Annotated in this window: 15 protein-coding genes; 3 read left to right on the top strand and 12 right to left on the bottom strand. The window is 70.8% G+C overall.

The window, feature by feature from the left end:
* Window positions 1–654 precede the first annotated feature (654 nt).
* The 8 genes from ACIBHX_RS10400 to ACIBHX_RS10365 all read right to left on the bottom strand — a co-directional run bounded on the left by ACIBHX_RS10400 (window position 655) and on the right by ACIBHX_RS10365 (window position 7,352).
* The gene (locus ACIBHX_RS10400) at window positions 655–1,908 is read right to left on the bottom strand and encodes an MFS transporter (protein ID WP_397066189.1); all 1,254 of its coding nucleotides are present in this window, start codon (window positions 1,906–1,908) and stop codon (window positions 655–657) included.
* Entirely contained in the window at window positions 1,905–2,480 is a 576-nt protein-coding gene (locus tag ACIBHX_RS10395) for an ArsR/SmtB family transcription factor (RefSeq protein WP_397066187.1), read from the bottom strand. The genes ACIBHX_RS10400 and ACIBHX_RS10395 overlap by 4 nt, the downstream gene beginning before the upstream one ends.
* A gap of 404 nt (window positions 2,481–2,884) precedes the next feature.
* Complete coding sequence (locus ACIBHX_RS10390; protein WP_397066185.1) at window positions 2,885–3,667, bottom strand: class I SAM-dependent methyltransferase; 783 nt, start codon at window positions 3,665–3,667, stop codon at window positions 2,885–2,887.
* 164 nt (window positions 3,668–3,831) lie between these two features.
* Window positions 3,832–4,023 carry a hypothetical protein gene (locus ACIBHX_RS10385; RefSeq protein WP_397066183.1) on the bottom strand — a complete coding sequence of 64 codons (192 nt, stop codon included), beginning with the start codon at window positions 4,021–4,023 and terminating at the stop codon, window positions 3,832–3,834.
* A gap of 77 nt (window positions 4,024–4,100) precedes the next feature.
* Window positions 4,101–4,733 (bottom strand): DUF998 domain-containing protein, encoded by a 633-nt coding sequence (locus tag ACIBHX_RS10380; protein ID WP_397066181.1) that lies wholly within the window; start codon window positions 4,731–4,733, stop codon window positions 4,101–4,103.
* Window positions 4,734–4,797: 64 nt separating this feature from the next.
* Window positions 4,798–6,036 carry an RNA polymerase sigma factor gene (locus ACIBHX_RS10375; RefSeq protein WP_397066180.1) on the bottom strand — a complete coding sequence of 413 codons (1,239 nt, stop codon included), beginning with the start codon at window positions 6,034–6,036 and terminating at the stop codon, window positions 4,798–4,800.
* Window positions 6,029–6,358, bottom strand: coding sequence for a YciI family protein (locus ACIBHX_RS10370; RefSeq protein WP_397067044.1), 330 nt, complete (start codon window positions 6,356–6,358; stop codon window positions 6,029–6,031). The genes ACIBHX_RS10375 and ACIBHX_RS10370 overlap by 8 nt, the downstream gene beginning before the upstream one ends.
* A gap of 139 nt (window positions 6,359–6,497) precedes the next feature.
* Window positions 6,498–7,352, bottom strand: coding sequence for an NAD(P)H-binding protein (locus tag ACIBHX_RS10365; RefSeq protein WP_397066178.1), 855 nt, complete (start codon window positions 7,350–7,352; stop codon window positions 6,498–6,500).
* Window positions 7,353–7,422: 70 nt separating this feature from the next.
* On the opposite strand from ACIBHX_RS10365, the gene ACIBHX_RS10360 reads away from it, so the two are divergent.
* On the top strand, window positions 7,423–7,743 hold the full coding sequence (locus ACIBHX_RS10360) for a hypothetical protein (protein WP_397066176.1): 321 nt from the start codon (window positions 7,423–7,425) through the stop codon (window positions 7,741–7,743).
* Window positions 7,710–7,967 carry a hypothetical protein gene (locus tag ACIBHX_RS10355; RefSeq protein ID WP_397066174.1) on the top strand — a complete coding sequence of 86 codons (258 nt, stop codon included), beginning with the start codon at window positions 7,710–7,712 and terminating at the stop codon, window positions 7,965–7,967. Before ACIBHX_RS10360 ends, ACIBHX_RS10355 begins: the two co-directional genes overlap by 34 nt.
* A 101-nt stretch (window positions 7,968–8,068) precedes the next feature.
* Here the strand turns inward: ACIBHX_RS10355 and dapD are convergent, their stop codons facing one another.
* Genes dapD through ACIBHX_RS10340 form a run of 3 tightly spaced genes read right to left on the bottom strand, consistent with a single transcriptional unit; the run spans window position 8,069 to window position 10,296 of the window.
* The gene (gene dapD, locus ACIBHX_RS10350) at window positions 8,069–9,016 is read right to left on the bottom strand and encodes a 2,3,4,5-tetrahydropyridine-2,6-dicarboxylate N-succinyltransferase (RefSeq protein WP_397066172.1); all 948 of its coding nucleotides are present in this window, start codon (window positions 9,014–9,016) and stop codon (window positions 8,069–8,071) included.
* Between the two features lie 18 nt (window positions 9,017–9,034).
* A complete protein-coding gene (locus ACIBHX_RS10345; RefSeq protein WP_397066170.1) occupies window positions 9,035–9,454 on the bottom strand; it encodes a pyridoxamine 5'-phosphate oxidase family protein in 420 nt (139 codons plus the stop codon).
* A complete protein-coding gene (locus tag ACIBHX_RS10340) occupies window positions 9,445–10,296 on the bottom strand; it encodes a LysR family transcriptional regulator (protein ID WP_397066169.1) in 852 nt (283 codons plus the stop codon). The genes ACIBHX_RS10345 and ACIBHX_RS10340 overlap by 10 nt, the downstream gene beginning before the upstream one ends.
* A 70-nt stretch (window positions 10,297–10,366) precedes the next feature.
* On the opposite strand from ACIBHX_RS10340, the gene ACIBHX_RS10335 reads away from it, so the two are divergent.
* The gene (locus tag ACIBHX_RS10335) at window positions 10,367–11,077 is read left to right on the top strand and encodes an SDR family NAD(P)-dependent oxidoreductase (RefSeq protein WP_397066167.1); all 711 of its coding nucleotides are present in this window, start codon (window positions 10,367–10,369) and stop codon (window positions 11,075–11,077) included.
* Window positions 11,078–11,144: 67 nt separating this feature from the next.
* Here ACIBHX_RS10335 and ACIBHX_RS10330 read toward each other — a convergent pair whose 3' ends face one another.
* A complete protein-coding gene (locus ACIBHX_RS10330; RefSeq protein WP_397066165.1) occupies window positions 11,145–11,495 on the bottom strand; it encodes an isoamylase early set domain-containing protein in 351 nt (116 codons plus the stop codon).
* Between the last annotated feature and the right edge of the window lie 98 nt (window positions 11,496–11,593).

Here is an 11,593-nt window from a genome sequence, read left to right as displayed (position 1 = left end):
TCGCCCGCCCACGCATGCTGGGCCTGCGGGACGGCGAACTGGGAGACGAACAGCGCTGTGTCGTCCTTGTGTACCTGTCCAGCGCCGTGCAAACCATGCCGTGGCCGTCACCCATGGCATTGACCCGCATCGCAGGGCTGTTTCGGAAAGGCTCCTCTGAATCCACCCCCTGACCATCAGCCCTTGACGGACCGGTGGCAATCGTTCACTCTCAGTTGGCGAAGCTGGAGGACCAGAGCGACGACTCAAGTGCATTCCAAACGGGCAGCCCGATTCCGATGCGATAGCTGATGATCTTGCCGAGCCGAGACGCTGTTGGAAGGGCGGTTCACGTGAACCTTGCAGCGGAGCTACGACACAGCCTGGTCAAGGCGATCGGCTCTCCGGCCTGGAGAGAAGCACTGGAGACGGTGCCTCGTGAACTCTTCCTGGGCGAGGCTGTCTACCGCTACGAACCCGAGAACGGGTGGTGGAATCCGGTCCACCGTTACCAGATGACCACCGAGGACTGGCTGAAACTCGCCTGTGGTTGTCGTCGACGTCGAGCCACGTGAGGTCTGGTGGTCGGATCCCACGGGTCGTCATCAGCTTCGCCGTACGGCATCTCCTGGAGATACTGCTCATCGCCGCGGCGCGGACATCGGCGGTCGGGTGTCAGACTGACGCGTCGTGGACGGGGAGTGGCGGGGCTTGCCGAACGGCCGGGCTGGCAGTGGCGATGAGGGCGGTCACGAGCATCACTGCGGTCAGCACGAATACGGAGCCGGTTGGTCCGGCGGTGGTGATGAGGTAGCCCGCGCCGAGCGAGGCCAAGGGCATGACCCCCCAGGACAGAGTCATGGCCGCGCTGGTGACGCGCCCCAGCAGTTCGTTGGGAACGAGGGCGGTGGCGTAGGTGACGATGACGACGTTCCACAACGGGCCGATGAACGCACAGGCGGCACCGATGAAGCCGATCAACATGGGGTTGGACGTGAGTGTGAACAGGGGCAGGAGCGCAGCCCAGATCCAGTTGATCCCGATGATGACGGTCTTGGGGGAGAAGCGGCGGTGAAACCTGCTCGCCGCGAGTGCTCCGAGCAGACCGCCACCGCTGTAGATGCCGAGCATCATGCCGACGGCGGTGGATGTGGCGCCGTGCCGTTGGGCAAGGACCACAAGGATCAAGATGAGGGCCTCGAAGACCAGGTTGCTGACCGCGATGAGCAAGATGGCGGCGCGGACGAGGGGGTGGCGCCAGATCCAGCGCAAGCCTGTCGTCGTCGCCCGCCATAGTGGTTCAGCTGGTGGCTTCGTCTGGTTCTGCAGGTCGCTTCGGATGAACAGCAGTCCGATCGAGGCGATGGCATAGGTGAGCGCGTCGGCCAGGAACGGCACAGCGCGGCCGATGCCGAAGAGCAAGCCGCCCAGAGGAGGACCGGTCAGAGCCGCGGCGCGGCTCCTGGCCTCGTTGTGGGCTATTGCGGTGGCCAGGAGCGCGGCCGGAACGATCGTGGGGAGAGCGGCGCGCTCGGCCAGTCCGAAGAAGACGAAACACATTCCCTGTACGAAGGCGACCACGGCGAGGTGCGCAACCGTGAGTATGTCCAGCCACATGGCGATCGGGAGGGTGGAGAGCGCCAGGCCTGCGACGAGTTCGCTGATGAGAAGGATCTTGCGGCGGTTCCACCGGTCCACCAACGGCCCGGCCGGCAGGTGGGCGATGAGGAGAGGCAGCGTTGCGGCGGCGCCGACGATTCCGGCGTCGGAGGGCGACCCGGTGGTCGCCAGCACCAGCAGCGGCATCGCTGTCCCGCTGATCTGGGCGCCCAAGGTCGCGAAGACCTGACTACTCCACAGGGTGACGAACTCGCGATTACGCCATAACGAGGGTCGTGGGGCGGTTCCCTGTGTAGTCGAGGCAGTCATGACGCGTCGTCTCGCTCGGGGGTGGGGAAGGCGTGGAAGACCACGGAGACGTGTCTGCTGCCGGGGGACGCCTGGTCGGGTTCTCGGTGCCAGCTGGAGAGGAAGGCGATGTACTCTTCGCCGAACTGAGCCAGTTCCTCAGGGGTGAGCATGGTGCCGCCGAAGGAGTGCATGGCGGCTGTGGCGAACTCGCCGAACCCCTCTCTGTTGGAGAGGTACGCGGTCAGGTCGCGATCAGCGCGCTCCATCCACTGTCGGCCGATCTCCTGCGCGGCAAGGGCGATCTCGGGGTCCACTGGGCGTCGCGGCAGCCGTACGTCCTGCGGGATGGCCCGCCAATACTTGCGGCGCCCGGACGAGCGTTCCGCGTCCTCTTCGATGAACCCGAACCGGGCCAGATACCGCAGGTGATAGCTGGTCGCGCCGCGGTCCTCGCTGAACGTGGCGGCCAGGTCGGCAGAGGTGGCCGGGCCATGGCGTTGGAGCCAGGTCAGTAACTGTTGCCGCAGTGGGTGAGCGAGGGCCTTGAGCGCGTCTACGTCGGACAGGACGCGCGGTCGCGATTCAGGCATGATGAGAAGATATCAATGCAAAGACTTCTTCTCAACCGTGTCGAGCCGGGAGAACTACGGGGAGCTACACACCCGCACTTGTAAGGGCCAAGTTTCGAGGGCCGGGGAGGTCGCGGTTCAGGTGGGTTCGAGGGCGGGCTTCCCTCCCCGGCGCATATCGTCCCCGATGCGTGGCCACGGTTGCCGTCTCCTGGCGGGTGTCGGGCGGTCGCGGTTCAGGTGGATTTCGGGTGGGGCCTTCAGGAAACACTTTTGCGCGCCGTACGCGCGAACCCTCAAGAAACACAGCCCGGGCCGGAGGCGACGGCGCCCCTGCCAGGACGAGTGGGGGCTCGGCCCCAGTGATGCCGGCCCGAAGCTGATCCGCGCACCGGCAAAGCGAGGGCCGTGTCCTTGCCAGGGGATCATGGTTTGTGGGCGAGGAGGTGGCGGGCTCGGGGGTGGTGGTGCCATGCGCCGGTGGGGGAGTGGTGGAGGAAGGTTGTGCGGAGGTGGGTGATGAAGTCCTCGCCGCGGGATGTGGCGAAGGGGCGTAAGGGGCCCGACCGGGTGTGGGCGTCGAAGAAGGTAGCGGCGTCCGGGTGGGTCATGGGGAACGACGGGTGGTCGTCCCTGTCGAGCAGGGCGCCCTGGGCTGTGAGGGCGGGGATGAGGCGGGATTCCCAGGAGTCGTCGTGGGGGTCGAGGAGCGCGGCGAGGCGGGCGAAGGGGCCGTCGTGTTCGGTCGTGCCCGGCCAGTAGACGACCGACAGCCGCCCGCCGGGGCGCAGGGCGGCCGCCCACGACGCGATCGCGTGCTCCGGCTCGGGCAGTTGCTGGAGACCGAACACCGAGACCACGGCCGCGCATCTGCCCGTCCAGGCGGGATCGAGCGTCGAGGCGTCACCCTGGATCACGTTCACCCGCGGATGCCGGGCGGCGCGTTGCCCGGCGAGGCGGACCATCCCCGAGGACAGGTCGATCCCCACGATCTCGCGGTCTCCGGCGTACTCGACCAGCACGTCGAGCTCGGGGAACGTCCCGCAACACGGCACCAGCACCGGCCCGTCGGGCAACGCCCCCGCGATCGCCCGGACCGCCACCTCCACCCACGGGGCGAAGCGCGGCACGTAGTACGCCTCGTACCCGTCCGCGGCCTCGTCCCAGCCGCGGGCGATGCTGGTGAGCCGCTCGGCCTGTTCCGTCACGGTGTGCTCCCCGGTTCGTCTCGTCGATGATCTGCCACGGTACGGTGACCCGCCCCGAGACCCCTGAAGGAGGCGATGAGACCCTGCGCGATCGGGTCAGATCCACAGCCCGGTTACAGTCAGTGCGGGTGACGACGCGAGACGGCTAGCGCGTCCAAAGCCGGCTACCCGGCGGACAGCACGGGGCGTGGGCGGCCGGTGGCGAGCAGGAGAAGGTCGGTGGCGGGGCTGCGGACCTCCTTTGGGCCCTGGCCCGCCGACCAGTCGACGTCCGTGGCGATCAGCCGGGTGTCGCGCAGGCGCTTCCTGGCGCCGTAGAACCTGCTGGCCAGCACGTGGTCGAGCGCCGCCGTCACCGGCTCAGCCGCTCGGCCTTCACCCAGGCGAGTGTCTCGTCACATCGCATGTCGAATCTCTTCTCCGCGGGCAGGCCTCAGCGGGTCCTGAGGCGCCAGGCGAGGGTGGCCAGCCAGCTCGAGATGAGGATCGCGCCGGCGGCGAAGCGCAGGCTGGCGCTGTCCTGACTCCACGGCGGCACGGTGATCACGAAGGTGGCCAGGCTGCTCGCCAGGCTGTGGACCGTCCAGACACGGCTCGGCAAGGCCCGGGCGAACACCAGCCCGGCCACGATCAGCGACAGGAACGCCGAGGCTCCGACGATCGTGTGCAGGACGGCGTGGGTGCTGGCGTGCTCCGGGAGCCCGGCCGGCGCTCCGGCCGGCCAGCCGAGCGCCGGATCGGGGGTGAACACCCCGCCGCCGACCATGGCCACGCCGTACACGCCGATCAGGATCGGTCCCACCTTGCCCGCCAGACCGGGCAGGGAGGCCCGCCGTACGCCGATCGCGAAGGCGCAGGCCAGCACGCCGGTGAGAGCGAAGTTGGCGACCTGCAGCCAGCCGAGGTCGCCCAGGTCGAGGGAGCTCAGCGCGTGCCGTCGCAGATCGAATCCGGTCCGCGTGAACGCCTGCGCGAACGACGCGACGGGGAAGAGAAACCCGGCGAGTACCCCGCAATTCAGCAGCTTCGCGACTGTGGGGACGGGCCTGGTGTGGGTGGAGGTCATCGGTGGGTCCTTTCGTGCGATGCCGTACTGCATTGCGACGAATGGGACGTGGCCAGATGGACAGTCACCCGCGAGGTTCTTCGACGATGGCCAGTCGGCGGCGGAGGTGGGCGCGCTCGGGCTCGCTGCCTGCCGCCTCGAGCGCCGCGCGGTAGGCCACGGCGGCCTCGGGGAGGCGGCCGAGCCGGTGCAGCAGGTCGGCGCGGGCGAGCAGGTAGGGGTGGTAGTCGCGCAGCCGCGGCTCGCCGGCCAGCTCGTCGAGCAGAGACAGGCCCGCCTCGGGCCCGTCGCGCATGGCGACGGCCGCCGCCCGGTTGAGGGCCACGACCGGGGACGGGTCGAGCGCGAGCAGCACGTCGTAGAGGTCCACGACCTGCGGCCAGTCGGTCGTCTCGACGGATGCCGCCTCGTCGTGGAGCGCGGCGATCGCGGCCTGCACGCCGTACCGGCCGGGAGCGCCGCCCGTCAACGCGGCGACGACCAGCCCCTCGCCCTCCTCGATCATGGCGCGGTCCCAGCGGCCGCGATCCTGCTCGTCCAGCAGTACCAGCTCGCCGTCAGGCCCGGTACGGGCGTCGCGGCGGGCGTGGACCAGCAGCATCAGCGCGAGCAGCCCGGCGACCTCCCGCTCGGCGGGCAGCAGCCGGCGCAGGATCCGGGCCAGCCGGATCGCCTCCTCGGCGAGGTCGAGCCGCTGCAGGTCGGGGCCCGAGCTGGCCGCGTACCCCTCGGTGAAGATCGAGTAGATCACCTGGAGCACGCCGGACAGCCGCTCAGGCAGCTCGTCCGCGCCGGGCACGCGGAACGGGATGCGCGCCTCGCGGATCTTCTTCTTCGCCCGGACGATCCTCTTGGCCATCGTCTGGACCGGCACCAGGTAGGCCCGTGCCACCTCCGGCGTGGTCAGCCCGGCCAGGCAGCGCAGCGTCAGCGCCCCGCGGTCCTCGGCGGGCAGCGCCGGGTGCGCACAGGTGAAGAACAGCTGCAGCCGCTCGTCCGGCAGGTCGTCGTGCGCGTCGGCGGGCGGCACGTGCGCGGCCCGCTCCGCCTCCACCTGCAGGATCGCCAGCCGCGCGGCGTAGGCCTGGTCGCGCCGGAGCCGGTCGACCGCCTTGCGCCGCGCCGTCGTCATCAGCCAGGCGCCCGGCTTGGGCGGCACGCCGTCGACCGGCCAGTGCTTCAGCGCCGCCTCGATGGCGTCGGAGGTCACCTCCTCTGCCAGGTCGAGATCGCCGAACCGGCGCACCAGCGCGGCCAGCAGCCTGCCGCGCTCCTCGCGGAAGACCGCCTCAACGTCACGCATCGAAGTCGGCGACGGGGCGCACCACCACGGAACCGCCGCCACGCGCGCCCGGGCAGCGGGCGGCCCAGTCGAGCGCCACGTCCAGGTCGGGCACGTCGATCACATAGAAGCCGCCCAGGACCTCACGGGTCTCGGCGTACGGCCCGTCGGTCACGGTCGGCGTGCCGTCCCTGGCGACGCGGACGGTCGTGGCGGTCACCAGGTCGGCCAGGGACTCGCCGGCCACCATGATGCCCTCGTCCTTGACGGCCTTGTCGTAGGCCATCCAGTCCTCGACGGTGCACTGGTCGTCCTGATCGGTGCCCGCGTTGATCAGCAGCATGTACTTCACGGCTCGTTCCTCTCGTGGTGATGGTGTACGGCAGGCCCGCCGTACACCATCACCACGAACGGACCCCGGCCAGATGGACACGGCCTCCCCAGGAATTCTCTCCCAGGCCACATCCGAGCCTCGGCGGGGGTTAGGGCTGGCTGGTGAAGGCCGGCGCGTGCAGGGCTGCCCAGTGGGAGAAGGGCAGGGCGGGACGGCCGAGGGCGCCTTCCACTTCGGCTGTCACCAGGTCCCGCTGGCCGTAGGAGTCCGCTTCCAGGGCGAGGAAGCCGGCCGCCGCGGGGCGGGGGATGCCCGCGGACTCCAGGTGGTCGACGGCCTCGTCGTGGGTGACCTGCTCGTAGCGGAGGGGGCGGCCGGTCGCCTCGGCGATGTGGGCGACCATCTGCGGGGCTGTGAGGGCTTCGGGGCCGGTGAGCACAGGTTTGCGGGACAGGAGCGCATCCGTGAGGAGGGCCTGGGCGGCGACCGCCGCGAGGTCGAGCTCGTGGAGGGGAGCCCAGCGCGCCTCCGGGTAGGCGCCGCGAACCACGTCGCCGGCGCGGATCTGCGCGCCCCATGAGCCCAGCGTGTTGAAGGCGTAGCAGCCCGAGCGCAGGCTCACCCACTCCAGGCCCGACTCCACGGCCGCCTGCTCGACCTCCTTGTTGAAGTCGCCGCGCAGCCGCGACGGCTGCCGTTCGAGTGGGAAGTCGACGTTGAGCGCCGCCATGGCGACCACCCGGCGTGCGCCGTGCTCCCTGGCCCGGCGCAGCAGCTCGGGCGCGGCGGTGCCGACGGCGCGGGGGTTGAGCAGGACGCTGGTGACGCCGTCGAGCGCGATGCTCTCCGGCTGTCTGGGGTCGCCGGGGACGACCTCCACGCCCGCGGGGAGGTCGGCGGCCGAGGGGTCGCGGGTGACGGCACGGACCTTGGCGCCCGCTTCGACCAGCCGCTCGATCAGGGGACGTCCGACGAGTCCGGTGGCTCCGGTTACGAGGATCATGGTTATCTCCTACGGAATCCATATAATACGAAAACCATATCATCTCGTAGGTAAGCGGGCGGTGCGGCCCGTGCGTGTAGGGGGTGTGGAGCAGCTGGAGTTCGAGGAGTTCTACGCGGGGAGCCGCGACGCGTGCCTTCGGGCCGTGCCGGCGGCCACCGGGGACGCGCGGCCGGCCGCGTTCTCGGTCGACACCAACGCCGACGGCACGGTCACCGTCAAGGTGACCAAGGAGGAGTCGCTCGATCCCGTCGTGCTGCAGCGGACACTGGCCGATGCCGGCATTCCCGCGCGCGTCACGGTCAACGAGTTCTGCGAGCCCATGGCGGACACGCCGGGCTGGAGCAGGTCGTGGTCATGGAGCCCGACGAACATGGCAGGCAGATCATGACCATCACGCCGTCGAGGATGCCCATGGTCGTCGGCATCAGGACGCCCGACCACCTGCCGGAGTCCACGAGCAAGTTCGGTGCGGCGATGACGCTCGCCCGGATCGACGACCCGCTCAAGTGCAGCAAGGACGCGCCCCAGCCGGATGTACGGCGAGCCGCCCCACCGGCCGCCGCCCGCACTTCGGCTGAGGGCCCGCGACCGGCGCTCGCGGCGAGTCGGTGACAGCGGCCCGCCGTCACGGCGCACGGGATCCGGTCACCTGGGCTCGGGTTGTGGGCGCGCCCCGGGAGATTCCGGTGCGCGCCGTACTGGAAAGCGACGCGTCAGTTGGCGTGGAGCGCCGCGTTGAGCTCCACTGTGGCGCCCTGGCGAGGCGTGGCCTCGACGGCGCCGGTCTGGGAGTTGCGGCGCAGGAGCAGGCCGCTGGAGCCCGACAGGTCCTTGCCCTTGACGACCCGCCCGTCAGGCAGGGCGATCTTGGTGCCGGCCGTGACGTAGAGACCGGCCTCGACCACGCAGTCGTCGCCCAGCGAGATGCCGACGCCGGAGTTGGCGCCCAGCAGGCAGCGCTCGCCGATCGAGATGACCTCCTTGCCGCCGCCCGACAGCGTGCCCATGATCGAGGCGCCGCCGCCCACGTCCGAGCCGTCGCCGACCACCACGCCGGCCGAGATGCGGCCCTCGACCATGGAGGCGCCCAGCGTGCCGGCGTTGAAGTTGACGAAGCCCTCGTGCATGACGGTCGTGCCGGGGGCCAGGTGGGCGCCCAGGCGTACCCGGTCGGCGTCGGCGATGCGCACGCCGGAGGGCAGCACGTAGTCGACCATGCGCGGGAACTTGTCCACCCCGTACACGGTCACCGGGCCCCTGGCGCGCAGCCGCACCCGCGTCCGCTCGAAGCCCTCGACGGCGCACGGGCCGAGGCTGGTCCACACCACGTTCGCCAGCAGGCCGAACAGGCCGTCCAGGTTCACCCCGTGCGGCCTGACCAGGCGGGCGGACAGCAGATGCAGCCGCAGGTAGGCGTCGTGGGCGTCCACCGGCGGCTCCGACAGCTTGGCCATGCCGGTCTGGACCGCCACCACCTCCACGTCCCTGACCGGGTCGGGCCCGGCCAGCGCGGCGAACTCTCCGGGGTCGGCCAGGCGGGTGGTGCCCGCGGCGGGCGGGTCGCCCAGCTCGGGGCTCGGGAACCAGGTGTCGAGGACGGTGCCGTCAGCGGCGATGGTGGCGAGGCCCAGACCGTGGGCGCCGGTCACGTTTGCAGTCACGTGCCACAAAATACCGGGTCAGATGGCACCGAGGTCCGCCGAGAGCCACCGCTCGGGCCGCATGCGGTAGGTCACGAGCGCGGCCAGGTCGGAGTTCTCCACGTAACCGGGCACCGCCTCGGGCGGCATGTAGCGGGCGGCCAGGCGCGTCATGAACTCCTCGGTCGTCGGCTCCGAGCTGATCACGGGGCCCTCCACCGAGACGTACCTGTAGGTGGGCGTGTCACGCTGGACCAGCAGTGACAGGCGTCCCGCCTTGGCCAGCAGCGTGGCCTTGCGCGAGGTGCCGCCGGTCAGGAACTCCACGTCGCCGCCCGGCTCGTAGGTGTACCAGATGGGGACCGTCAACGGGGCGCGTCCTGGTTCGGCGTCGATGGCCATGGCGGCCATGTGCGGCTCGGCGAGGAACCGCTGCCGCTCTGTCCTGGTCAGTGGCATACCGGGGCTATTCCCTGTGCGGCCTGGGAGACACCCGAGGCGGCGCGGACGAAGGCGGCCAGCGCGGCGGAGCGGGCGTGCTCGGGCCAGGCGAGCACCACCGTGGTGGGCGCGGCGTCGAGCACGGGCACGCAGGTCAGGTCGTCGCGCAGCTGCCCGCGCACCGACTCGGGGACCACGGCCACGGCCCTGCCGAGCGCGATCAGCTGCATCAGCTGAGCCGCGTCCCGCACCATCGGCCCGCCGCCCGACTCATCCGACCAGCGCGCGAGGGGCTCGCCGCGCAGGTCGGCCAGGAGCACGTGGTCGCGGCCCGCGAGCCGGTGGCCGAGCGGCAGGACGGCGACGCCGCCCTCCTGGACCAGCGGCTCGCTGTCGAACCCGGTCAGGTCCTCGTACGGCGTGTGCAGGAACGCCACGTCGGCCGTACCGTCCCGCAGCAGCCGGGCCCGCTCGCCCATCGCGCACAGCACGACCTCCACCTCCACCGCCTCCGGCAGCCCGGCGTAGGCGGCCAGGATCGCGGGCAGCAGCCCGCCGTCACCGCCCGGCTTCATCGCCACCACCAGCCCGGGCGTGGCGGCGCCCGCCCTGCGGGTGCGCCGCTCGGCCGCCGCGACCGCCTCGAGCGCCGTGACGGCCTCCCTGGCCAGCACCCGGCCGGGCGCGGTGAGCGTGACCCTGCCGCCGGCCCGCTCGAACAGCCGCACACCGAGACGCCGCTCCAGCTTCTGTATCGCCCGCGACAGCGGCGGCTGCGCGATACCCAGCCGTCGGGCCGCCCTGCCGAAGTGCAGCTCCTCGGCCACGGCGAGGAAGTACGAAAGCTCGCGCGTCTCCATACCCGCAGGGTATTGCGCGTGACCCAGCCGGTGTTGGCCCCGCTTCGGGCGGCCCTGCTGGAATGGACGGGTGAGCGAGAGGATCGCCCTGGTCACCGGGGCAAGCAGGGGCGTCGGCAAAGCGGTCGCGGCAGGACTTTCCGCACGCGGGATGACGGTGATCTCCGGGATGCGCACCCCGTCGGGGGAGCTCTCGGTACGCCTGGACGTGACCGATCAGGAGACGATCACGGCCGCGGCCGGCTGGATCGAGGAGCGGTTCGGCCGCCTGGACGTCCTGGTGAACAACGCCGGGATCTCCGGGTACACGCCGGGCCGCCCCCCGGGCGCGACGCCCGTGGAGTCGGTTCGGGAGGTGTTCGAGACCAACGTCCTCGGCGTGGTCGCGGTCACCAACGCGATGCTCCCGCTGCTGCGCCGCTCCCCGGCCGCGCGCATCGTGAACGTCTCCAGCGGCGTCGGATCGCTGACCTACCAGACCGATCCCGATCACTACATGTACGGCCTGCCGCCCCAGGCCGCCTACCCGGCGTCGAAGGCGGCGCTGAACGCCCTGACCGTCCAGTACGCCAGGGAGCTGGCGGGCGAGGGGATCCAGGTCAACGCCGCCACACCGGGCCCCTGCGACACCGACTTCACCCAGGGGCTGGGGTTCGACCTCGGCCGCACGGCGGAGGACGGCGCCAGGGTCGTCGTCGACCTGGCCAGTGGGTCAGATATGGCCGGGCCCGACGGGCCCACCGGCGGCTTCTTCGACGAGAACGGGCGGGTCCCCTGGTAGATCCGGGCGCCCAGGAACATGCTCGAGCCGCCGCCCCGTCAGGGAAACGGCGGCTCGAGCGGCCGGCCTAGCCGAGCCGCGCCTTGGCGCGCGCGGGCTTGGCGGACGCGGCCTTGGCCATGGCCGCGCGCCGCTGAGGGGTAGGGGTACGCAGGATCGCGCCGCGATCGTCGAACTCCCCGGCCGCCTCCTCGTCGAACCAGTTACCGCCGTCGCCGAGGTAGCGGAAGGCGTAGGCCTGGCCCTTCGGGACCGCGACCGCGACGCTGTACTGTCCGTCGGAGTCGAGCCTCATCGGGTGGGCGTAGGGGTCCCAGCCGTTGAAGTCGCCGACGACGGAGACCGGGCCGACATGAGCGGGCAGCGAGAAGAGAATCTCGACATGCCCCTTTTTGGTGGATTTTCCATGCGTGATCATTACTCTCCCCCGAATGGTGCTAAATGGGCCTCGCCGCGCTCAGTCATACCCGGGTGCTCGCCCTCGAATGGTCGATCTCCGAATCTTTAGAAACGCCT

The organism is Nonomuraea sp. NPDC050536 (assembly GCF_044457685.1).
GTDB lineage: Bacteria > Actinomycetota > Actinomycetes > Streptosporangiales > Streptosporangiaceae > Nonomuraea.
The sequence above is the reverse complement of the archived record's forward strand: the minus strand, read 5'-3'. Positions and strand labels throughout refer to the sequence as shown.